The sequence below is a fragment of the Natronomonas sp. CBA1123 genome, from assembly GCF_009741925.1.
In the GTDB taxonomy this organism is placed as follows: Archaea; Halobacteriota; Halobacteria; order Halobacteriales; family Haloarculaceae; genus Natronomonas.
On record NZ_WPCC01000020.1, the window covers coordinates 14,967 to 36,470 of the forward strand.

Sequence of the window (21,504 nt, forward strand, 5' to 3'; positions counted from 1 at the left end):
GTTGTTATTCGAGGGGGCCGATTCGGGACGTACGGGTGCGGACAGTACAGGCAAATATCACGTTAGTCGTTCACCGATGATGAACTTTATTTGCTTCGGGATGAAAGGGGAAGACATGGCAAAACACCGCACACGCGGAAACGAGGTCGGGGCGGTCAGGAAGACGCTTCGCATCCTCGAGTTGCTGAAGGACTTCGAGGGCGCCCGGGTGACCCAGCTGGCGAACGAGCTCGACTGGCCGAAGAGCACCGTCCACAGCCACCTCGAAACCCTCGAAAACGCCGGCTACATCGTCAAAGAGGACGAAACGTACCAGCTCGGCTTCCGGTTTCTCGACCTCGGCGAGCACGTCAAATACCGCAACGAGGTGTACGGGATGGTCGAACCCCGCATCGAGGCCCTCGCCAACAGCACCGGCGAGCGCGTCCAGTTCGTCATCAGTGAACACGGTGACTGCGTCTACGTCCGCATCGCCGAAGGCGAACACGCCGTCAGCACCGGCAGCAGGCTCGGACGCCGCCGACACATGCTCCACGCCACGGCCGCCGGGAAGTCCATTCTGGCGTTCACCGACCGCGAAGAAGTCGAGCGAATCATCGACGAGAAGGGTCTCCCGGAGCTGGCAGCGAACACTATCACCGACGAGGACGCCCTTTTCGAGGAGTTAGCGGAGGTCAGAGAGCGCGGCTACGCGTTCAACTATGAGGAACACATCGAGGGACTGCGTGCGGCGGCGGCTCCCGTACGGGAACCGGACGGCACCGTCGTCGGCGCAATAAGCGTCTCCGGGCCGGCCCACCGGATGCACGGCGAACAGTTCACCAAGGAGTTGCCCGAGAACATCCTCGGCGTCTGCAACGAAATCGAACTCGACATCGTTTACCAGTAGCCGAAAGTCCGGAGCAACCCACCCCGAATCGGAGTCCCGTCCCGCTGGGCGTTGGTACCCAAACACTTACATCGGATTTCCGCTTACACTCTCCCGGTAGCAGACGCATGGAGCTAGAATTCTCTAACGCAACGAAGATGCTTCGCCGGGAGGTTCGGCGGTTCGTCGACGAGGAGTTCCGACCGATCCTCAACGACCTGCCGGACGAAATCGAGCGATACCACGACCTCGACCCCGAGAATCCCGAACTCACGGACAACGTTCGCCCCCACCCCATCAAGATTCCCGAGGAGGACCGGAAGCGCCTCCGGGAGAAGGCCAAGGAATCCGGCTTCTGGGCGATGGGCGTCCCCGAGGAGTACGGTGGCGGTGGCCTCAGCCTCGTCGAGCGGTGTGTCGTCCTCGAAGAGCTGTCGAAACACCGGATGGGGCTGTATCAGGCCGGCCTCGGCGTCATCGAACTCGGTCCGGGACTGACCGTCGGCGAACCGGCCGCATACCTCGAAAACGCCGACGAGTACCAAATCGAGGAGTTCTTCCAGCCGTGTATCGACGGCGAGAAGCAGAGCTGTTTCGGCCTCACCGAACCCGCGGCCGGGTCCGACCCCCGCGGCATGGAGACGCGCGCCGAGAAGGACGGCGACGAGTGGGTCATCAACGGCACGAAACACTACATCTCGTGGGCGGGTGACTCCGATTTCATCATCCTCTTTGCCCGCACCGAGCCGAAAGACGACGACATCAACGACCACGGCATCACGTCGTTCCTCGTCCCCTCCGACAGCGACGGCGTCTCGATGCGGTCGATGCCGGTCATCCGACCGGAGTACCCCTTCGAGGTGCGACTCAACGACGTGCGCGTGCCCGACGAGAACGTCCTCGGCGAGGTCGGCGGCGGCCTCGGCATCGCAAAGCAGTGTCTCGGCGAATCGCGCGTGCTGTACGCCGCGAACTCGCTGGGACCCATCGACCAGTCCATCCGGATGGGTATCGACTGGGCCAACGACCGCGTCGTCGGCGAGGAGAAACTCGCCGACAAGCAGGCCATCCAGTGGAAAATCGCGAAGTCCGCCGTCGATTACCAGGCCGCGAAGTACTCGGTGTACCACGCCGCCCAGCGCTTCGACGACGGCGAGGACATCCGCCATGCGGCCTCAATCACGAAGTACCAGACGACGGAGACGCTGTGGACGGTGCTGGACCGGATGGTCCAGATACACGGCGGCGCCGGCGTCGACGGCGACCTCCCGCTGGAACGGTGGCTCCGGGAGTCCCGGGTGCGCCGCATTGGCGAAGGTCCCTCCGAGGTCCAACTGAAAACCATCGCCCGGAACCTGCTGAAGGGGTACGAAGACCCCGACCCGCTCCCGCTGAACTGACCGCTCGCCCCCTATTTTAGGCCGCTTCGTCCCCGCCCTCGACGCCGAAGAACGCCGCGATACCTGCCAACAGCGTCACGGGCCCGAGCGTCGCCAGCGGGAGGCCGTACCCGCCCGTCGCGTCGATTGCCACGCCGACGATGGGCGGTGAGACGACCGCGCCAATCATGATGGCCGCGACGCCGATGGCCGTTCCCGTTCCCGCTTCGTCGCCGTCCATGACCTCACTGGCCATCGTGAGATACACGCCGTTGTACCCCAGCGAGACGGCACCGACACAGAGCAACACGACCAGAGCCAGCGAGAACTCCGTCTCCGGTGAGAGAACCAACAGCGGGACATAAAACACGAAGCCGACGATGCCGATACCGGCGAGGACGAGGTGTTTGCTCCCCACGAAATAGGAGTCAGTCAGGAATCCGAAGCCGATTCGCGACCCCATCCCCATCAGTTGCATCCCCGTGTACACCAGTCCCGCGATAGCCGGCGCGAGAAGCAGGCTCTCGGTGAGATACAGCACGATGTAGGCCATCAGCGTGAACTGCGTCGCACCGAACAGCACGCCGCTGACCAAGAACGGGAAGACGTCCCGGGTCGCCGCGAGCCGGAGTATCCGTCGATGCTGGTCGAGAACGCGCGTTGCCGACGGCACACGTCGCCCGGACGGTTCCGTCTTCGGCGAGTACAGATAGATGGCTCCGAGCATCAGTATCGTCGTCACCGCGACGACCCGGACGGCGGTTCGCCACCCGAACACCGACGCGATTGCGGGCAGGAACGCTGCACCCGCGGCGCCACCGAGCATCACGCCAGTCTGTTTGATGCTGATGCCGATGGTGCGCTGGTCGGTCGGGAACCAATCGAAGATGCCCTTGTTGGTCCCCGAGGGGACGGTTCCGTACCCCAATCCGACGACGTATGCACCCCCAGCCACTGTCCAGAACGTCGGGAGGACGCTCAACAGCAGTGAAATCGAGCCGATGAGCGCCAGCCCCACACCGAGGGCGAACCGTTCACCGGCGTAGTCGGTGACGATGCCACCGGTGGTGACCGACGAGAAGTAGCCGGCGTACAGCAGCGTCACGAGGAGACCGATTTCGGTCGTCGTGACGCCGAAATCGCTCTTGACGAACGGCGTCAGGACGGTGAGCGTGAGGAAGGTGAGGCTGCCGACGACCTGGATGGCGAACATTATCCACAGCGTCTGCCAACGGGGTTTCATCGAGTACTGAGAGAAGGCCAGCGTGAGGCCAAATAAATTCCCCTTCGCGTGGGGAGTGCTAACGAAGAATTATATGGCCGTACCGCAATTACCGAACGATGGCAGACAGAGTGCTCATCGACCGAGACGACAGCATCGCGACCGTGACCGTCAACCGACCGGAGAAGCGCAACGCGATGGACATCCCGACCCGGAAGGCGCTGTACGAGGCCTTCGAAGAGGTCGGCGAAGACGACGAGGTGCGTGCAATCGTGCTTCGGGGCGCCGGCGACGGCTCGTTCATCGCCGGCGGTGACATCGACTCCTTCGCCGAGTTCGACCACATGGACGGCATGGAGTACGGCGAGAAGTACGCCCAGGGGCTGTACAACTACGTCGCGGACCTCCACAAGCCGACCATCGCGGCGGTCGACGGCTACGCCCTCGGCGGCGGTACCGAAATCGCGCTGGCTTGCGACATCCGACTGGCGACCGAGGACGCGAAGTTCGGCCTCCCGGAGGTCGGCATCGGCGTCATCCCCGCCGGCGGCGGTACCCAGCGACTCGTCCAGGTCGTCGGGGCCGGCATCGCCAGCGAACTCATCCTCACCGGCCGCGTCATCGACGCCGACTACGCGAAGGAAATCGGCCTCGCGAATCACGTCTACACCGACGAGGAGTTCGACGACGAAGTCCGCGCGATGGCCGAGGACCTCGCCTCGAAGGCGCCGGTCGCCCAGCGACTCGCCAAGGAGTCCATCCGGCGGAGCCTCGACATCGACGCGGGTCTGGAGTACGAGCGACTCGCCGGCGCATTCCTGTTCGGCACCGACGACCAGAAAGAGGGAGCGAACGCCTTCCTCGAAGACAGAGAACCGGAGTACGAGAACCGATAAGCCGCGTTACTCGCCGATACTGAGACAGACGTTCTTCGTCGTGGTGAACTGGTCGAGGGCCTCCAGCCCCTTTTCGCGGCCGAAGCCGCTGTCGCGGTGGCCGCCAAAGGGCGTCTCGACGCCGCCGGCGAACCACTCGTTGACGTACACCTGCCCGGCGACGACATCACGGGCGAAGCGGTGGGCGCGTTCGAGGTCGTTCGTGAAGATGCCGGCCGACAGCCCGTAGTCGCTGTCGTTGGCGATTTCGAGTGCTTCCTCCTCCGTCGCGAACGGAATCACTGCGAGCACCGGCCCGAAGATCTCCTCGCGCGCGATGCGGAGGTCGTTGTTCGCGTCGTCGAAAATCGTCGGGCCGACGAAGTAGCCGGTCGACTCCTCGGCGTCGTCGGGCACGCCGTCGACGACCGGTTCGCCCAACTCCTGTTTGCCGACGTCGACGTAGCTGCGGACCTTCTCGTACTGCTCTTTGGAGACCAACGCACCCACGTCGGGGTCCTCCAGTCCGGGGCCCATCGTCAGGTCCTCGACGGCCTCGACGAGTCGGTCGAGGAACTCCTCGTGGATGTCCTCGTGGACGAGCAGGCGGTCGCCCGCCGAGCACACCTGTCCAGCGTTCCGAGTGAAAATCGAAATCAGCGTCCCCTCAATGGCGTCTTCGAGGTCGGCGTCGGGGAAGACGACGTTCGGGTTCTTTCCACCGGCCTCGATGTGGACGTGTTTCAGTTGGCGCGCGGCGGTCGCAGCGACCTCCTTGCCGGTCGGAACCGACCCCGTGAAGGCGATGGCGTTGACTCCGGCGTGGGTCGTCAGTGCGGCGCCGGCGTCGGCGCCGTAGCCGGGAACGACGTTGATGGTGCCGTCGGGGACGCCCGCCTCGTCGAGCAGTTTCCCGAGTTCGACGGAGGTCAGCGGCGTCTGTTCGGCGGATTTCACGACGACGGCGTTGCCGGCGGCCAACGACGGCGCGACGCTCCGGGCGAACAGCGACACCGGGAAGTTCCACGGCACGATGTGGCCGGTGACGCCGAGCGGCTCTCGGATGGTGAAGTCGACGTACTCCCGGCCGAGCGGAATCGTCTCGCCCTGAATCTTGTCGGTCGCGCCGGCGTAGTACTCGAAGTAGCGTGCCCCCACCTCGATTTCGGTGCGAGCCTGCGAGATGGGTTTGCCGTTCTCCCGCGTCAGCAACTCCGCGAGGGAATCCTTGTTCTCCCGAATCAGCGCTGCCGCCCGATTGAGGACGCGCCCGCGCTCCGGCGGCGACATTCCGAGCCACTCGGTCGTCGACGCCTCGGCGGCGGCGACCGCGCGGTCGATGTCGTCTGCGCCGCCGGCGGCGACTTCGGCGAAGGCCGCCTCGGTCGCGGAGTCGACTATCGGTATCGTCTCGCCGGATGCGGCCGGGGCGGATTCGCCGTCGATGAACAACTCGAACTGCTGGACGGTGCTCGTGCTATGACCAGTCATGTGCTACCGGTCGCCCGGCAGGAGAATCAACCTTTCGCACCGCTAGAGGTACCGACCGCCCGCGACTTCGATGACTTTCCCCGAATCGTAGGAGTTCGAGACGAGGAACCGAATCGCGTCGGCGACCTCCGAGGGGTCGGCGATGCGGTTCTGAGGGAACAGTTCGGCGGCCTCCTCCCGGCGCTGTTTCGAGAGCAGGGGCGTGTCGGTCACGGACGGCGCCACCGCGTTCGTCAGAATGCCGTCTTCGGTGTAACCCTTCGCCAGCGAGCGCGTGAAGCCGGCGACGGCTGCCTTCGTCGCGCCGTAGACGGGGTCGGAGGGACTGCCGTGGAGACCGGCCGTCGAGGCGACGTTGACGATGCGGCCGTAGCCACGGTCGGCCATCTCGCCGACGACCTCCTGCGCACAGTACATGACGCCGTTGACGTTCACCCTGACCATCCGGTCGATGCTCTCGGCAGTGCGTTCCTCGAACCCTCGCTCCGGCGGCGCGGCCGCGTTGTTGACGAGGGTGTCGACGCCGCCGAACGCCGAGCGCGCCTCCTCGAAGAGGGCGGCGACCGACTCGCGGTCGCTCACGTCGGCCTGAACCGCGATTGCCTCGCTGCCGGCGTCGGTGGCCGCCTCGACGGCCGCCTCGGCACCGGCCTCGTCGCTGAAATAGTGGACGACTACGTCGTGGTCCTCGGCGAGTTCTTCGACAGTTGCGCGTCCGATACCGCCGCTCCCACCGGTGACGACTGCTACGTCTGTGTCAGCCATACACACAGATACACGGACGGCTACAATAACTCACCGGTCGCTGCGGGAGTAGCTGTCAAAAAACGAGTCGCTACGCGTCGAACGGTCCGGGACTCAGCCTTCGAACTCGTCGAGGGTGGTGAGACTCTCGTCCCACATGTCGTTTTCTTTGTAGTACTGTTCGGCGCCGGGGTGGACGGGGACGCCGGACGGCTGGAGCCACTCCGTCGCGAAGTCGGGACCGTGTCGCGAGAGAACCGCGCTGGCGTCGCGGACGGGTTGGACGTTCTCCATGAGGACCTTCGTGTACTCGTAGACGAGGTCGTTGGAGATTTCCGCGGGAATCGCCGTCGTGTACCCCAGCGGCAGGGCCGTGTAGGGGTCGTGGGTGATTTCCTGGTTCCACGTGTCGCCCGGCACCTCGGCGACGGAGACGGGCACGTCGGCACTGGCCGCTTGGTCCTCGGAGATGCCCCACTCGAGGACGTCGACGTCGACTTGGGCGTCGAGTTGCTGAATCCAGCCGATGAGCGTCTCCTGATTCGCGGTGTAACACGTACACACGTCGATTCGGCCGTCGTTCATCGCGTCGGCCTGGTCGCCGAGTCCCATCGTGCTGACGTTGAAGTAGTCCTGGGAGTTCTCGATGCCGAGGATGCTCAGACCGTCGTTGGCCGCGTCCCACGCACTGGTCCCGCGCGGACCGAAGGAGATGCTCGTCCCCTCCGGGAGGTTCTCGACACGAGTGACGCCTTCGAGGTCGGAGGCCTCCTGTCGCTTGACGAGGAAGATGTCCAGCGTCATGTAGGAGAACGTCTGACAGATGGTCTTCTCGATTGGCGGGTCTGCGTACGGGCCGGCGTCACGGTTGGCACGCCACAGCAGGTTGTGCGTCGACTGGGCGATGTCGATTTGCCCTTGGTCGATGAGGCGGTTGTTCGCCGTGGTGCCGCCCGTCGTCTGGGCGCTCATCTGGATGCGGTCGGAGTTGTCGTTCATCACCGAAGAGAACGCGACACCGGAGGCGTGGGTTGCCGTCTCCTCGCCGCTGGTACCGATGGTCCACGACACCGACTCGCTGCCGCCACCGTTTCCGTCACCGTTGCCATTTCCGTTGCCGTTGCCGTTTCCGTTGCCGTTCCCGTTGCCGTTCCCGTTTCCGCCACCGTTGCCCGAACAGCCGGCGAGGCCGAGCATCCCCGCGGTTGCTCCGGCACCGACTGTTTTAATGACTGACCGACGGTCGAACTTGTTGCTATCTACCATGCTCATCGATACATAGAGACAGTATTATATAAAGACTGGGGTAGCCCGGCGAGTTGTCGGGCGTTTCTTACAGCGTCGAGTCGAGCGCGCCCCCGTCGATGGGGATGGCTGCCCCTGTGAGGTAACTGGAGTATCCGGAGGAGAGGAACGCCACTACGTCGCCCAGCTCTCGGGCCTCGCCCATCCGGTCGAGCGGTACCTCCGAGAGGTCGACGCCAGCTTCACCCGCATCGTGTCGTCGAGGCGTGTAGTACAGCCCCGGCAGGACGGAGTTCACTCGGACCTCGGGCGCCAGTTCCTCCGAAAGCACCTTCGCCAGCCCTTGGACGCACATCCGGACCGAACTCGACAGGACGTTGGCGCCAGACGCCTCCTTCGTGACCATCGAGGTGATGTTGACGATTGTGCCCTCCGCTTCGATGAGATGCGGCATCGCCTCTCGAACCGCCCGGACGACGCTCATCACGAGCATGTCGTAGGCGTAGTACCAGTCGTCGTCCTCGGTTTCGGCGAAGGCGTACCGCGTCGGCCCGCCCGCGCTGGTGACGAGATGGTCGAGTCGACCGAACTCCTCGACGGTGGTCTCGACCATCCGAGCGATGTCGTCGGCGTCGGTCATATCGCCCGCACAGCCGACGACCCGTCCGGTCGCCGTCTCGCGCAACTCCTCGACGGCCGACTCGAGGCGCTCCTCGTCGCGGCCGTTGATGACCACGTCGACGCCGGACTCCGCAAGGGAGGCCGCCGACGCCTTCCCGAGACCGCTGCTCGATGCGATGACTAACGCTGCATTGCCGTCTAGGTCCAATTGCATACAGCGGTTGTACCCGGGGTGTCGTGATAAGTCTTCGCGGCACGGTACCACGGAACGGCACACGGCGTGGTCTCGCCTTCTGAGCCCATCCACCCGAAGCGTAAATAACCGCATCCGGACTGGAGCCCGAAAAAATCGCCCGACAACGGTATTTGTGTCCTCAGTCTGAGATTTCCCGACAAATATATCACCCGTTCCAGTTACTCATTAACACACGCCATGGAAACTTCCCGACCAGCCTGGCTAAACACAGATGAACCGTTGCTGACAGGCAAGTACATATTTTTAGTTCTTCTCGGGATAGCCGGAGTCGTCTATCACCTGTGGTTCGCCCGAACCTACGGCATCGAGATGCAGTTACATCTGGTGGTCCACCTCGGATTCATGATGGTCGCCATCACTGCGATATCGTTCGACCCGCAGGTAAGTCGCGAGGACGGCTGGCTGAAAGTACTCGACAACTATCTCGTCTTGCCGGCCGAACTCGTCGGCTCCGCCGGAATCGCCATCTACCTGTGGATGAATTACGAGCGGCTGGCGATTTTCTCCATCGGGGTATACTCCGACGTCGACTTCTACCTCGGCATCCTGCTTTTGCTCCTCATCATCGACCAATCCCGCCGTGCGTTCGGGAACATCCTGCCGGCCGTCGGGGTCGTCGGTATCATCTATGCGCTCGCAGGGCCGTACTTCCCGTCGATTCTCCGCCACGGGGGCATCGACTTCCGCCGGCTCGTCACCTCACAGACCGTCGAGTTCGCGGGCGTCTACGACACGCTCGTGCAGGTCGCCGCGACGTACATCGTGATTTTCATCGTGTTCGCGGCGTTCCTCGAAGCCTACGGCGCGATGGACTACTTCGTCAGAATCGGCGCGAAGGTCGGGAGTTACGTCAAATCCGGCATCACCCAGACGGCCGTCGTCACGAGCGTCGCCATGGGGTCGGTCAACGGGAGCGCGGCCGCAAACGCCGCGACGACGGGCGCCTTTACGATTCCGCTGATGAAGAACCAGGGCATCAGCAAAGAAACGTCAGCGGCCATCGAATCGGTCGCTTCGAGTGGCGGCCAAATCATGCCGCCCATCATGGGGGCGGCGGCGTTCGTCATGGCCGAAATCACGGGGACGAGCTATCTCCACATCATCACCATCGGCCTGTTGCCAGCGCTGCTGTTCTACGGCACCATCGCGGTCGCGGTCCACATGATTACGCTGAAGGAAGGCGCCGGGCTGACCAACCTCGAAGACGTCGGAAGTGGCGGTGACGAGGATGAACCCGAAGAGGAAGCCAAGACCATCGAGGACATCTCGATGGGGACGGCGAGCGCGCCGAGCGACGTGTCGGTACTGGCGGAGGCGAGTCAGACCTCGTTCCTCGCCTCGTTCCTGAACGGCATGTATCTCTGGATACCGGTTTCCATCCTCGTGTACACGCTGGTCGTCCTGCAGTACGACCCGGTGTACGCCGGGTTCTTCTCGACGCTGTCGATTTTCCCCGTGGCGTTAGGCCAGAGTCTGTACTTCAACGACGACAAGAAGGCCGCCGTCCGGAACTTCGTCGAGAACACCATCGAGGGCTGTCGCCTCGGCATCAGCAACGCCGCGCCGATTACGATGGCCGTCGCGGTCATCGCCATCTTCGTCGGCGTGTTGAACATCACCGGCTTCACCCAAACGCTCGCCCAGAGCCTGATTTCGCTGTCGGGCGGCGAGTTGGCCCTGCTGTTGTTCTTCGCGATGTTCGCGGCCATCCTCTTCGGGCTCGGGATGCCGACCGTCGCGGCGTACATCGTCGCCGTGTTGCTCATCGCACCCGCGCTGGTGAACCTCGGCATCCGCCTGGAGACGGCGCACTTCTTCGTGTTCTACTTCGCCATCCTCTCGGCGATTACGCCGCCGGTCGCCATCGCCTGTATCATCACCGCCGAAATATCGAAGGGGAACTTCTGGCGCGTCGCCGGGAAATCACTCATTCTCGGGATGCCGCTGTTCTTGCTCCCGTACGTGTTCGTCATCAACGACGCCATCATGTACTGGTCGTTCCCCGAGACGGCGATGCTGTTCCCGGTGCTGTTCCTCGGGATGGTGTGTCTGTCCATCGCGAGTATCAACTACCTCAACGGCGACCTCAGTTGGCCGTTCAGAATCGGCATCGGATTGGTCGGCGCCGGCATCCTGTTTGCCCCCCTGATTCCGGTCGCCGACCAGCTCATTCGCGCAGCGCTCATCGTCGTCGCTGTCGGGATGTTCTTCCAGCGAGGCACCTTCGACGGCCTCCGACAGTACGTCACGAGAGTGCTGCAGTAACTGGGCGGTCTCGTTTCTCCGTTTTCGAACCGTTCCGAAAAGAGTCGCCGGCCGTTCGTCGCGCGTTACTTCGGACCGTTAATCGTCGTGACGGGGCAGTCGGCTTCGAGGATGACATCCTGGACGACGCTGCCGAAGACGGCCTTCCCGACCGGGCTGCGGCGGCGCCCCCCGAGGACGATTTGGTCGGCGTCCAACTCGCGGGTCGCCCGGACGAGTTCCTCGGCGGGGTCGCCGCTGCGTTGTTGGGCTTCGGCGCTGATGCCCTCGGATTCGAAAAACGAGAGCGCACTCGACGCGCTCTTGGGCATGTCGGCGTAGTCACCGATGTTGATTTTCCCGCCTTCGTCGCTTTGAACCTCCTTGGCGACGTTGATGACTACCACTTCGATTTCCTCGCTCGCACAGGGGTAGTTCGCGACGGCCTCCGCTTGAGCCATCACGCGCTCTTCGTGACCATCCGTCGCCAGTATCACTGTGAACATACCCCAACGGAGTGAGGCCAGCGATATAAAAGTATACCCGCGGTCAGCGTTCGGGAATCGCCTTCGTCACCGACTCGGTGTCGCCGAAGCTCGGGTGGAACAGCGAGTGTCGTCCCGCGCCGCCGGTGACGGTCACGAGGACGTTCTCGGGTTTGGCCGCGAGGCCGACCGATTGGTACTCCCGGAGTCCCTGAGCGTGGGTCGGCCAGCCGCCGCCGGCCTCGTCGAACATCCCCTGGTCGCGGAGTTCCGACATCGGAATCCGGGCGTGGTCGTGGATGAACCGCTTGACGTCGTCTTTCGACCAGCCATCGCGGGCGATAGTCGCCGCGTGCTCCGGCGACAACACGAGATGCGGTTCGCCCCGCTCGTTGAGGTACGCGAGGTTCGTCCCGACCGTCGCCATCGTGTGGGCTGCCGTCGTGAGGACGCCCGCGGCGCTGTCGGCGACGTGGTCGTTGATGTTGTGCGGCGATTCCGAAGCGACGACGGTGACGGTGCTGTCGTCTTCGTCGAAGCCGCGGTCGACGTGCAGCGGGTCCCACGGACTCTCGGCTTCGTTCTCGGCGACACATAGGCCGAACTTGTGTGGCCCGCCGTGAGTCGCCTTGTCACCCTGTCCGGGGACGGCGCCGCCGATGTTCATGTAGACGAAGGTGAGCGCCCGCCCGATGGTCGCGTTGGGTTTCGACCCCTGGCCGTAGGCGTTGGCGCCGCCGTTGATGTCGAGGTCGTCCACTATCGGCCCGTTGACGATGACGGCGGGCCAACAGGGGTGGGTCGTCGCCAGCGCGCCGTAGAGGTTGAACTCCGGTTCCAGCGTCGCTTCGAGGGCAGCCAATACCACCGGGAAGTACGACGCCTCACACCCCGCCATCACCGCGTTCGCGGCCGCCTTCTGCACCGAGACGCTCCGGTAGGCAGGAGGGACCTCACCGACCGTCTCCGAGGGGTCGCGGTCGACCACCTCGAGGAAGTCCTCGACGCGCTCGCGGGTGGGCTGGACGATGGGGAGTCCGTCGGGTGAGTCTATCTCGGACATTCAGGCCAGTTCGCTCGATGCCGCGTCGGTGTATTTGCCCTTGTACAACTCCAGCAGCTCCCCTGTGTCGTTGGTCAGCGCCTCGGTGACCGCCGTGAGGATGTCGTCGGTGACGCGCTCGCTCGCGACCGCTTTCGGGGAGAGGTCAGCGATTGGGTGTTCGATTTCGACGATTGGGAGGCCGGGAACGCCCTGGTTTTCGGCTTCGTACTGACAGAGGGTCGTGAACTCCTCGGTGCAGAAGACGACTGTCGGGACGCCGGCCTCCTCGAGTTGGAAGGCGTCGTGCATCGTCCACGACGAACAGGAGCCACAGTCGCCGTAGGCGATGAGGACCGCGTCGTATTCGCGAAGTTGCTCGTAGACAGCCTCGTCGGCCGCACTCGTCGCTACGTCCTTGTAGACGACCTCGGACACTTCGGCAGCGTGGTCGGCTTCGAGTCGCTCGCCGACCTCCCGCAGGAAGTGGTCGGCGTTCTTCTTCGTGTTCGAGAACAGCCCGATTCGGGCGTCGCCGACGGTCGACAGTCGGTCGGCCAGTACGGTGCCTTTCGCCTCGACTTCGTCGGCGAAGGGGTTGAGAATCTCTTCGTCTTGGTCTGTCATCCGTTACCTATCTCCATTCACGGGCAATAAGATTTGCCTAGCACGGGGGGCAGGGGCTATCGAATCCGACGCGTTATGGACCGACTGTCGCCGAACGACGACAGGAAGAGCGAGTGTCTCCCCGCACCGCCGGCGACGAAGACGATGGGGTCGGCCGGCGAGCGACAGATGGGGACGCCGGCGTCGTCGTCGAGTTCCGATGCCGGGACGTGGCTCGGGCGGCTTCCGTCGCGGGTGTCGTACATTCCCTGGTCGCGGAGTTCCTCGTGTGGAACCCGCGCGTGGTCGTAGACGAACCGCTTGACGTCGTCCTTGGAGTAGCCGTCACGAGCGATGGTCGCCGCGTGTTCCGGCGACAGCGCGAGACACGGTTCGGCCCGCTCGGAGAGATACGTCGTGTTCGCCCCGAGAACCGACATGGTGTCGGCGGCTGTCGTGAGGACGCCCGCGGCGCTGTCGGCGACGTGGTCGTTGATGTTGTGCGGCGCTTCGGTCGTCAGCACGGTGACGGTGCTGTCGTCTTCGTCGAAGCCGCGGTCGACGTGCAGCGGGTCCCACGGGTTTTCGGCTTCGTTCTCGGCGACACACAGCCCGAACTTGTGCGGTCCACCGTGAGTCGCCTTGTCCGTCGGCCCCGGTGTCGCGCCGGCGACGTTCATGTAGACGAAGGTGAGCGCCCGCCCGATGGTCGCGTTCGGTTTCGACCCCTGACCGAAGGCGTTGGCACCGCCGTTGATGTCGAGGTCGTCCACTATCGGCCCGTTGACGACCACCATCGGCCAGTGTGGCTCCGTCGTCGCGAGCGTCCCGTAGAGGTTGAACTCGGGGTCCAGCGTCGCTTCGAGGGCGGCCAACACCACCGGGAAGTACGACGCCTCACACCCGGCCATCACCGCGTTCGCCGCGAGCGTCTCCATCGTCGCCGACCGCTCGCTCAACGGAAACGGGCCGAGGCGGTCCTCGCCTGCGACATCGGCGGCGTCGAGGAAGCGCTCGACGCGCTCGCGCGTGGGGTCGACGACGGGCAATCCGTCCGGAGAAGAAACGGTAGCCATACACACACCGTACACCCGGCGGCCCATACCTGTTCCGACGACCCCTCGACGAGCAAAGCCACGGCAAAAGCTTAATAGATTCACTACCCCCTTCGAACGTATGAGCGACCAGTTGCTGGACGGCATCGACGTAGTCGACCTCGGGCAGATATACAACGGCCCCTACTGCTCTCTGTTGCTCTCCTATATGGGTGCGGACGTCACGAAAATCGAACCGCCACACGGCGAACCGCTTCGGGCCCGCGTCGACGACGGCGAGGCCCCGGAGTTCGTGATGCTCAACTCCAACAAGGAGGGAATGACACTCAACCTCAAGACCGAGGAGGGAAAGGAAATCTTCGAGGAACTCATCGAGGACGCCGATATCCTCGTCGAGAACTTCTCGGTCGGAGCGATGGAGCGCCTCGGCCTCGGCTACGAGGAACTCTCGGAGATAAACCCGGAACTCATCTACGCCCACAGCAGCGGCTTCGGCGAGGAGGGCCCCTACAACGAGTACCCCGCGATGGACCTCACGATTCAGGCCATCAGCGGCGTGATGGACGTGACAGGCTTCCCGGACGGCCCGCCGACGAAAGCCGGCATCGCCGTCGGCGACTTCATGGGCGGCATCCACCTGCTCGCCGGCATCCTCGGTGCGCTGTACGAACGGGAGTTGACCGGCGAGGGCCAGTTCGTCGAGGTGAGCATGCACGACTCGGTGTTCCCGACGCTGATGTCGCCGATGGCGGCGCACTTCAACGACGACGACGTGCCGCCGCGGACCGGCAACCGCCACAGCGGTCTCGCCCAAAGCCCCTACAACGTCTACGAAACATCCGACGGCTACATCGCCATCTTCGGCGTCACCGACCAGCACTGGCACTCGCTTTTGGAGGTCATCGGCCGGGAGGATTTGAAGGGCGACCCCCGCTTCGAGAGCAACGTCAAACGGTCGAACCACCTCGACGCAGTCGACGAACTGGTCGAGGAGTGGACCATCGAGCGAAAGCGCGACGACATCGAGGAAATCCTGCTCGACGCGGGCGTCCCCTGTGGCCCGGTCAAGGAACTCGACGAGGTCGCCGACGACCCCCACCTCAAGGAGCGACAGATGATAAACGAAATCGACCACCCCGACTACGGCGAGATATCGGTGCCCGGCATCCCGATTCGGTTCTCGGGGTCGGAGCTCCCCGACATCGAACCATCGCCGACGAAGGGACGGGACACCCGGAAGGTGATGTGCGAACGACTCGGCTACTCCGAGGCGGAGTACGAGGAACTGAAAGAGAAGGGCGTCTTCTAGAACTCGTGGTCGTCGCCCTGGAGGTCGGCGACCGTCGCACCTGTTTCGATTTTTCGCTCGACGAGTAGCTCCTCGCGGAGCGTCGCCTCGGCGGTTTCGGCGACCTCAGCGGCTTTCTCGGCGGGCACGACGACGACGCCCGTCGCGTCGGCGACGACGAGGTCGTCGGGATTGACCGTGACGCCGTCGATTTTCAGCGGTTCGCCGACCGCCTCGACGGTGAGGCGGCGCTGGCCGGATTTCGGCGTCGGCTGGCGGGCAAACACCGGGAACGACCCCTCACGAATCTCCGGGATGTCGCGGTAGCCGCCGTCGATGACCATGCCGGCGACGCCGGCGTTCTCGGCCAGTCGGGAGGCGTTGCCACCCCAACAGGAGATATCGGGGCCGACGCCGTCGATGACGAGCACGCGGTCCTCGCGGAGTTCGTTCAACATCGCGTAGGGGAAGTTCGTCCGCTCGCCGGGGTCGTCGACCAACTCGAAGCGCATCGTGTGGGCGCGGCCGACCGTCGTCTGGGCGGGCGCCGCCGGCGGCAGGCCGGTGATGACGCCGTCGATGTCGTGTTTGTCCAAAGCGTCGGAGACGATGCTGGTGTCGAACATGCTGTACACGTCCGTGATACTCGATGCCATGTACTCGTCTGCTGCGTGCGGCGGCTTATAGGTATCCCTCGTCGCTTGGCCGTCTTGGCCGGCAAAGCGACGGTGAAAACACCTATCATTGCTCGACCAGAACGGAAGGTATGGCAGACCAACCCACGGAGTACGAACAGTTCATCGACGGTGAGTACACACCCTCCGAGAGCGACGAGCGCATCGAGGTGTCGTTTCCCTACGACGGGTCGGTGTGGGCGACGGTACCTGACGGGGGTGAAGCCGACGTAGACCGGGCGGTTGACTCGGCGCGAGCGGCCTTCGAGTCCGACGAGTGGCGCGGGTTGTTGCCGAGCGAGCGGGCGTCGATACTCCACGACATCGCAGACTCCCTCGACGACCACGCCGAGGAACTCGCGGAACTGGAGACCCGACAGAACGGCAAACTCATTCGGGAGATGAGTTCCCAGATGGGCGGCCTCGGCGAGTGGTTCCGCTACTACGCCAGCCAATGTCGAACCCACGAGGGGCGGACGATTCCCGTCGAGAGCAAAGGCGGTGAGATGTTCACCTACGTCCGCGAGGAGCCACGCGGCGTCGTCGGCGCGATTACACCGTGGAACTCCCCGCTGCTGTTGACCGTGTTCAAATTGGCGCCGGCGCTGGCGGCAGGGTGTACCTTCGTCCACAAGCCGAGTTCCTACACGCCGGTGAGCGCGTTGCGGTTCGCCGAGATACTCCACGAGGAGGCCGGCCTGCCGGCGGGCGTCTACAACGTCGTCACCGGCGGCGGGTCGACGGCCGGCGAGGCGCTCATCAACCACGACGACGTGGACAAACTCGCCTTCACCGGCTCCACCGGCGTCGGCCGACACATCGGGAAAGCCGCCGGCGAGGCGCTGATTCCCGCCTCACTGGAGTTGGGCGGCAAGAGCCCCAACGTCGTCTTCCCGAGTGCGGACCTCGACAACGCCATCAACGGCGTCATCAAGGGCATCTTCGCGGCGACGGGTCAGACCTGCCTCGCCGGCTCGCGCGTGTTCGTCCACGAGGACGTCCACGACGAGTTCGTCGACCGCTTTACGAGTCGGGCCGAAGCCATCGAGTTGGGCGACCCGTTGGACCCCGACACCGAGATGGGGCCGGTCGCCTTCCGCGACCAGTGGGAGACCGACGTGTCCTACATCGAGACCGGCATCGAGGAGGGCGCGACGCTCGCCTTCGGCGGCGAGCAACCCGATGACTTGCCGGGGGAGTGCTTCCTCCAGCCGACGATTCTGACCGACGTGGACAACGAGATGACCGTCGCTCGCGAGGAGATTTTCGGCCCCGTCGCCAGCGTCATCACCTTCTCCGATGAGGGGGAGGTCATCGAACTCGCCAACGACACCGACTTCGGGCTTGCGGCGGGCGTCTGGACCGAGGACATGCGGCAGGCACGGCGCTTCGCCAACCGAGTCGAGGCCGGGACAGTCTGGATAAACGAGTACCGGACGCTGTCGTACAACGCGCCCTTCGGCGGCTACAAGGACAGCGGCCTCGGCCGGGAGAACGGCAAAGAGGGCATCGAGGAGTACCGCCGGACGAAGACCGTCTGGGTCGACGAATCCGGCTCCGTCGACGACCCGTTCAAACTCGGCTAACCGACCGAAACGATAACGGGGACACGTCACTTCGGGGGTGGTATGGTAGAATCCGGCCCGGAAGCCACCGGCAGTAGCTACGTCCTCGACGCCGTTTCGGCGGAGGGCGTCGATTCGGTGTTCGGCATCATCGGCGAGGGCAACGCCCACCTCATCGACAGCCTCAACGAGAGCGACCTCACGTTCAAGCAGGCCCGCCACGAGCAGGCCGCCGTCTCGATGGCCGACGGCCACGCCCGAACCCGTCACGGCGTCGCGGTGTGTACGCTCACCCACGGCCCCGGTCTCACGAACGGCGCGACGGGCATCGCCGCCGCCGACCGCGACAACGTTCCCATCGTCGTCCTCGTGGGCGACACCGGCATCGAGGGGCGGGAGACCTCGCTGCAGTATCTCGACCATCCCGCGTTCTCGAAGCCGATTTCGACGTATCAGACGCGTATCGAGACCGCCGAGACGATTCCCGAGGTGCTCTCGCGAGCGTTCGACCGCGCGCGGACCCGAAGCGGTCCCGTCATCGTCGAGGTGCCGACGGACGTACAGGAAGCGCCCGCCCCCGAAGCCGAGTACACGCCGGTGCCACGTCCACGCCAACGCATCGCACCCGACGAAGACCGCCTCGAAGAGGCCGTCGAACTGCTCGCCGACGCCGACCACCCCGTCGTGTTGGCGGGCGGCGGCGCGATGCGCTCGAACGCCGGCGACGCGCTGGCGGAGTTCGCCAAGAAAGCCGGCGCGCCAATCGCGACGACGTACTTCGGCCGCGGCGTTCTGTCGGAGTCTCACCCCTTCGTGTCGGGCATCTCGGGGACGTTCATGTCGCCGGCCAACGACGAACTGCTGTGGGACGCCGACGTGGCGGTCGTCGTCGGCGCGCGGCTCTCGGGGAAGACGACCCGATACGGTGAGCTGTACGCCGACGCCGACGTGATTCAAATCGACATCGATGAGGAGTCGATAGCGACCCACCAAATCCCGGCCGTCGGGATGGTCGCCGACGCTCGCCGTGCCGTCGAGGCGCTGACCGACCGCATCGAGGCGAACCCCGACCGCGCGGCAGCGGTCGAGGAGACCATCGCCGGGGCGCCGTTCCCGTGGGCCGACGGCTTCGAACAGCGACCCGACGAAATCGACCCCGGCGAGTTCACCGTCGAACTCTCGAAACGCGTCCCAGACGACGCCATCGTGACCGTCGATTCGGGCAACAACACCGGCTTCCCCGCCGTCTTCCACGACATCGGCGAGGACGGAACGATGCTCGTCAACGGCAACTTCGGGACGATGGGCTACTCCCTGCCGGCCGCCCTGGGCGCACAGGCGACCGCCCCCGAGAAGACCGTCGTCTGTTACACCGGCGACGGCGCGCTGCTGCAGGTGATACAGGAGATAGAAACGGGCGTCCGACTTGGTCTGCCGGTCATCGTCGCGATACTCAACGACCGGAGTTACGGCATCATCCGACACCGCCAGAACATGATTTACGAGCGGGAAACCGCGAGTACGTACGACAGCGCCGACTTCGTGAAAGTCGCCGAAGGGTTCGGCGCCGAGGGTGCGGTCGTCCGCTCGCCGGAGGACCTCGACGTCGTCGAGGAGTTCCTCGCGTCGGACCCCGACGTGCCGCTCGTCCTCGACGCGCGGACGATTCCCGAAGTTTCGCGGCCGGGGTTCCCGCCGTACTGACCCGCACGTTTATTTACGATTCGGCGGAAACACACACCGACAACCGTGACGGAACACACGACGGCGCCGATGCGGGACGCGACGGCCGCGAACCGACACGCGGCGACGGAGAGACACACAACCCATGGCTGAACAAGAGACACAACGACGACTGGTACAGGGCTGGGAAGGACGGTACTACGAGGACTTCTCGGTCGGCGACATCTACAAACACCCCTACGGACGGACGGTCACCGAGACCGACGACGTGTGGTTTACGAACGTGACGATGAACACCAACCCGATGCACTTCAACGAGGCCTACGCCGCCGAGACGGAGTTCGGCGAGCGCCTCGTCAACGGCACGTTCGTCATCGCCCTCGCCGTCGGCATGAGCGTCATCGACGTGAGCGCGAACGCCACCGCCAACCTCGGCTACGACGCGGTGCGCCACCACGGTCCCGTCTTCCACGGCGACACCATCTTCGTCGAAAGCGAAGTGACCGAGAAACGCGAGTCGTCCTCACGGGACCACGTCGGCATCGTCACCACCGAACTCCGGGCGTACAACCAGGACGACGAGTTGGTGTTGTCCCTGGAGCGAACGCCGATGGTGTTGAAACGCGAACACGCCCAACCGACGGCGGCCCAACCGACCGGCTGGCCCGAGGGCATCGGCACCCAACCGGAGGACCTCGAATGAGCGACCACATCACCGAGCGGTATGCGGGCGAGTTGCCGATGGCCGAGGCCGACGACGCGGCCGACCTCGTTGCCGACGACGCGGTTGTCCTCGTTAGCGGGTTCGGCAGCGTGGGCTACCCGAAAGCCCTGCCGCTGGCGCTGGCCGACTCCGGACGCGACCTCGAACTCACAGTCGTCAGCGGCGGCAGCGTCGGCGAGGAAATCGACACCGCCCTCGTCGAGGCCGATGCCATCGCCCGGCGGTACCCGTATCAGTCGACGCCGGAAGCACGAGAAAAGGTCAACAACAACGAAATCGCCTTCAGCGACCGCAACGTCTCCTCGCTGGGCGACGAAGTGCAGTACGGCGGATTGGTCGACCCCGACGTGGCCATCGTCGAGGCCGTCGCCGTCGGCGAAGACTGGCTGATTCCCTCCACCTCCATCGGACAGACGCCCGCCTTCGTCGATGCGGCCGACGAACTCATCGTCGAGGTCAACCACAACCAACCGCTGGAACTGCAGGCAGTCCACGACGTGTACCGCCCCGACGCGCCGCCGGACCGCGAGCCGATTCCGCTGTCGGAGCCGGACGGCCGCATCGGTGATTCGCGGATTCGGTTCGACCCCGAGAAACTCATCGCCGTCGTCGAGACCGACCGCTCGGACTCGACGTACACGTTCCGTGACCCCACCGACGACGACAAGGCAATCGCGCGGAACTTCGGGTCGTTCCTCGCCGAGGAGATGGAGCGAACGCCCGTCTTCGAGGAGGAACTGTACCTCCAGTTCGGCGTCGGCAGCCTCGGGAACGCCTTGATGGGCGAACTCATCGACCTCGATTTCGCCGGCCGGGACGTGATTTACTTCGGCGAGGTGATTCAGGACGGCCTGCTGGACATGCTCGATGCGGGCCGACTGGAGTGTGCCAGCGCGACGACGCTCGCGCTCACCGACGAGGGCCAACAGCGACTGTTCGAGGACGTCGAGGGCTACGCCGAAGACATCGTGTTGCGGCCGACCGACGTGTCGAACGACGCCCGCCTCATCAATCAGTTCGGCGTCGTCGGCGTCAACAGCGCCGTGGAAGTCGACATCTACGGCCACGCTAACTCGACGCACGTCCGCGGGTCGAAGGCCATCAATGGCGTCGGCGGCTCGGGCGACTTCAACCGCAACTCGCTGGTGTCGGTGTGTGCGCTCCCGTCGACGCTGAAGGGCGGCGAAATCTCACGCATCGTTCCGATGGCGTTCCACGTCGACCACACCGAACACGACCTCGACGTCGTCGTCACCGAGCAGGGCGTCGCCGACCTCCGGGGCTGTTCACCTGTCGAGCGCGCCGAGGAAATCATCGAGAACTGCGCCCATCCCTCGTTCGAGCCGGCGCTGTGGGAGTACTTCGAGGCGGCAAAAGAGCAGGGCGGTCACATCCCCCACGACCTCCAGCGGGCGGTCGAGTGGCCGAACTGACGAC

General features: G+C 64.6%; 19 protein-coding genes. 9 read left to right on the forward strand and 10 right to left on the reverse strand.

All coding sequences use genetic code 11. From position 1 onward, the window contains the following. The first annotated feature begins 115 nt into the window (after nucleotides 1-115). Together GJ631_RS10355 and GJ631_RS10360 are read left to right on the forward strand one after the other, a co-directional pair. Nucleotides 116-889 carry an IclR family transcriptional regulator gene (locus tag GJ631_RS10355; protein ID WP_231753947.1) on the forward strand — a complete coding sequence of 258 codons (774 nt, stop codon included), beginning with the start codon at nucleotides 116-118 and terminating at the stop codon, nucleotides 887-889. A 107-nt stretch (nucleotides 890-996) separates the two neighbouring features. After that, nucleotides 997-2,268 (forward strand): acyl-CoA dehydrogenase family protein, encoded by a 1,272-nt coding sequence (locus tag GJ631_RS10360; protein WP_231753948.1) that lies wholly within the window; start codon nucleotides 997-999, stop codon nucleotides 2,266-2,268. Nucleotides 2,269-2,284: 16 nt separating this feature from the next. On the opposite strand, the gene GJ631_RS10365 is transcribed toward GJ631_RS10360, so the two are convergent. Beyond that, the gene (locus GJ631_RS10365; RefSeq protein WP_156709085.1) at nucleotides 2,285-3,490 is read right to left on the reverse strand and encodes an MFS transporter; all 1,206 of its coding nucleotides are present in this window, start codon (nucleotides 3,488-3,490) and stop codon (nucleotides 2,285-2,287) included. Nucleotides 3,491-3,588: 98 nt separating this feature from the next. Between GJ631_RS10365 and GJ631_RS10370 the strand changes: the two genes are divergently transcribed. Further along, nucleotides 3,589-4,365, forward strand: a complete 777-nt coding sequence (locus tag GJ631_RS10370) for an enoyl-CoA hydratase/isomerase family protein (RefSeq protein ID WP_156709086.1) — start codon at nucleotides 3,589-3,591, stop codon at nucleotides 4,363-4,365. A gap of 6 nt (nucleotides 4,366-4,371) precedes the next feature. Here GJ631_RS10370 and GJ631_RS10375 read toward each other — a convergent pair whose 3' ends face one another. From GJ631_RS10375 to GJ631_RS10390, 4 genes are all read right to left on the reverse strand, one after another. Next, on the reverse strand, nucleotides 4,372-5,835 hold the full coding sequence (locus tag GJ631_RS10375) for an aldehyde dehydrogenase (protein ID WP_156709087.1): 1,464 nt from the start codon (nucleotides 5,833-5,835) through the stop codon (nucleotides 4,372-4,374). Between the two features lie 42 nt (nucleotides 5,836-5,877). Further along, the gene (locus tag GJ631_RS10380) at nucleotides 5,878-6,600 is read right to left on the reverse strand and encodes an SDR family NAD(P)-dependent oxidoreductase (RefSeq protein ID WP_156709088.1); all 723 of its coding nucleotides are present in this window, start codon (nucleotides 6,598-6,600) and stop codon (nucleotides 5,878-5,880) included. 93 nt (nucleotides 6,601-6,693) lie between these two features. Further along, entirely contained in the window at nucleotides 6,694-7,851 is a 1,158-nt protein-coding gene (locus GJ631_RS10385) for a TAXI family TRAP transporter solute-binding subunit (RefSeq protein ID WP_231753949.1), read from the reverse strand. Between the two features lie 61 nt (nucleotides 7,852-7,912). Continuing rightward, the gene (locus GJ631_RS10390; protein WP_156709090.1) at nucleotides 7,913-8,659 is read right to left on the reverse strand and encodes an SDR family oxidoreductase; all 747 of its coding nucleotides are present in this window, start codon (nucleotides 8,657-8,659) and stop codon (nucleotides 7,913-7,915) included. 219 nt (nucleotides 8,660-8,878) lie between these two features. Here GJ631_RS10390 and GJ631_RS10395 point away from each other — a divergent pair, with 219 nt between their 5' ends. Further along, the gene (locus GJ631_RS10395) at nucleotides 8,879-10,966 is read left to right on the forward strand and encodes a TRAP transporter fused permease subunit (protein ID WP_156709091.1); all 2,088 of its coding nucleotides are present in this window, start codon (nucleotides 8,879-8,881) and stop codon (nucleotides 10,964-10,966) included. A gap of 65 nt (nucleotides 10,967-11,031) precedes the next feature. Here the strand turns inward: GJ631_RS10395 and GJ631_RS10400 are convergent, their stop codons facing one another. The 4 genes from GJ631_RS10400 to GJ631_RS10415 are packed head-to-tail and all read right to left on the reverse strand — an operon-like array spanning nucleotide 11,032 to nucleotide 14,154. Continuing rightward, the gene (locus GJ631_RS10400) at nucleotides 11,032-11,451 is read right to left on the reverse strand and encodes a universal stress protein (RefSeq protein WP_156709092.1); all 420 of its coding nucleotides are present in this window, start codon (nucleotides 11,449-11,451) and stop codon (nucleotides 11,032-11,034) included. Between the two features lie 43 nt (nucleotides 11,452-11,494). Further along, nucleotides 11,495-12,493, reverse strand: a complete 999-nt coding sequence (locus GJ631_RS10405) for a hypothetical protein (protein ID WP_156709093.1) — start codon at nucleotides 12,491-12,493, stop codon at nucleotides 11,495-11,497. Then, nucleotides 12,494-13,099 (reverse strand): UGSC family (seleno)protein, encoded by a 606-nt coding sequence (locus tag GJ631_RS10410; protein ID WP_156709094.1) that lies wholly within the window; start codon nucleotides 13,097-13,099, stop codon nucleotides 12,494-12,496. Nucleotides 13,100-13,155: 56 nt separating this feature from the next. Then, a complete protein-coding gene (locus tag GJ631_RS10415; protein ID WP_231753950.1) occupies nucleotides 13,156-14,154 on the reverse strand; it encodes a hypothetical protein in 999 nt (332 codons plus the stop codon). A 100-nt stretch (nucleotides 14,155-14,254) separates the two neighbouring features. Between GJ631_RS10415 and GJ631_RS10420 the strand changes: the two genes are divergently transcribed. Beyond that, nucleotides 14,255-15,442: a CaiB/BaiF CoA-transferase family protein gene (locus GJ631_RS10420; protein WP_156709095.1), complete on the forward strand. Its 1,188-nt coding sequence runs from the start codon at nucleotides 14,255-14,257 to the stop codon at nucleotides 15,440-15,442. Here the strand turns inward: GJ631_RS10420 and GJ631_RS10425 are convergent. Next, nucleotides 15,439-16,077, reverse strand: coding sequence for an RraA family protein (locus GJ631_RS10425; protein ID WP_156709096.1), 639 nt, complete (start codon nucleotides 16,075-16,077; stop codon nucleotides 15,439-15,441). The genes GJ631_RS10420 and GJ631_RS10425 overlap by 4 nt on opposite strands. Before the next feature lie 110 nt (nucleotides 16,078-16,187). On the opposite strand from GJ631_RS10425, the gene GJ631_RS10430 reads away from it, so the two are divergent. The 4 genes from GJ631_RS10430 (at nucleotide 16,188) to GJ631_RS10445 (ending at nucleotide 21,500) form a co-directional block, all read left to right on the forward strand. Then, nucleotides 16,188-17,681, forward strand: coding sequence for an aldehyde dehydrogenase (locus GJ631_RS10430; RefSeq protein WP_156709097.1), 1,494 nt, complete (start codon nucleotides 16,188-16,190; stop codon nucleotides 17,679-17,681). Nucleotides 17,682-17,723: 42 nt separating this feature from the next. After that, nucleotides 17,724-19,364: a thiamine pyrophosphate-binding protein gene (locus tag GJ631_RS10435; protein ID WP_156709098.1), complete on the forward strand. Its 1,641-nt coding sequence runs from the start codon at nucleotides 17,724-17,726 to the stop codon at nucleotides 19,362-19,364. Between the two features lie 124 nt (nucleotides 19,365-19,488). Continuing rightward, nucleotides 19,489-20,046, forward strand: coding sequence for a MaoC family dehydratase (locus GJ631_RS10440; RefSeq protein WP_156709099.1), 558 nt, complete (start codon nucleotides 19,489-19,491; stop codon nucleotides 20,044-20,046). Then, nucleotides 20,043-21,500 (forward strand): acetyl-CoA hydrolase/transferase C-terminal domain-containing protein, encoded by a 1,458-nt coding sequence (locus GJ631_RS10445; RefSeq protein WP_156709100.1) that lies wholly within the window; start codon nucleotides 20,043-20,045, stop codon nucleotides 21,498-21,500. The genes GJ631_RS10440 and GJ631_RS10445 overlap by 4 nt, the downstream gene beginning before the upstream one ends. Nucleotides 21,501-21,504: the final 4 nt, after the last annotated feature.

Coding starts and splice junctions, on each gene's coding strand:
- GJ631_RS10355 (WP_231753947.1), top strand. CDS start 116: ATGGCAAAACACCGCACACGCGGAAACGAGGTCGGGGCGGTCAGGAAG.
- GJ631_RS10360 (WP_231753948.1), top strand. CDS start 997: ATGGAGCTAGAATTCTCTAACGCAACGAAGATGCTTCGCCGGGAGGTT.
- GJ631_RS10365 (WP_156709085.1), bottom strand. CDS start 3,490: ATGAAACCCCGTTGGCAGACGCTGTGGATAATGTTCGCCATCCAGGTC.
- GJ631_RS10370 (WP_156709086.1), top strand. CDS start 3,589: ATGGCAGACAGAGTGCTCATCGACCGAGACGACAGCATCGCGACCGTG.
- GJ631_RS10375 (WP_156709087.1), bottom strand. CDS start 5,835: ATGACTGGTCATAGCACGAGCACCGTCCAGCAGTTCGAGTTGTTCATC.
- GJ631_RS10380 (WP_156709088.1), bottom strand. CDS start 6,600: ATGGCTGACACAGACGTAGCAGTCGTCACCGGTGGGAGCGGCGGTATC.
- GJ631_RS10385 (WP_231753949.1), bottom strand. CDS start 7,851: ATGAGCATGGTAGATAGCAACAAGTTCGACCGTCGGTCAGTCATTAAA.
- GJ631_RS10390 (WP_156709090.1), bottom strand. CDS start 8,659: ATGCAATTGGACCTAGACGGCAATGCAGCGTTAGTCATCGCATCGAGC.
- GJ631_RS10395 (WP_156709091.1), top strand. CDS start 8,879: ATGGAAACTTCCCGACCAGCCTGGCTAAACACAGATGAACCGTTGCTG.
- GJ631_RS10400 (WP_156709092.1), bottom strand. CDS start 11,451: ATGTTCACAGTGATACTGGCGACGGATGGTCACGAAGAGCGCGTGATG.
- GJ631_RS10405 (WP_156709093.1), bottom strand. CDS start 12,493: ATGTCCGAGATAGACTCACCCGACGGACTCCCCATCGTCCAGCCCACC.
- GJ631_RS10410 (WP_156709094.1), bottom strand. CDS start 13,099: ATGACAGACCAAGACGAAGAGATTCTCAACCCCTTCGCCGACGAAGTC.
- GJ631_RS10415 (WP_231753950.1), bottom strand. CDS start 14,154: ATGGCTACCGTTTCTTCTCCGGACGGATTGCCCGTCGTCGACCCCACG.
- GJ631_RS10420 (WP_156709095.1), top strand. CDS start 14,255: ATGAGCGACCAGTTGCTGGACGGCATCGACGTAGTCGACCTCGGGCAG.
- GJ631_RS10425 (WP_156709096.1), bottom strand. CDS start 16,077: ATGGCATCGAGTATCACGGACGTGTACAGCATGTTCGACACCAGCATC.
- GJ631_RS10430 (WP_156709097.1), top strand. CDS start 16,188: ATGGCAGACCAACCCACGGAGTACGAACAGTTCATCGACGGTGAGTAC.
- GJ631_RS10435 (WP_156709098.1), top strand. CDS start 17,724: ATGGTAGAATCCGGCCCGGAAGCCACCGGCAGTAGCTACGTCCTCGAC.
- GJ631_RS10440 (WP_156709099.1), top strand. CDS start 19,489: ATGGCTGAACAAGAGACACAACGACGACTGGTACAGGGCTGGGAAGGA.
- GJ631_RS10445 (WP_156709100.1), top strand. CDS start 20,043: ATGAGCGACCACATCACCGAGCGGTATGCGGGCGAGTTGCCGATGGCC.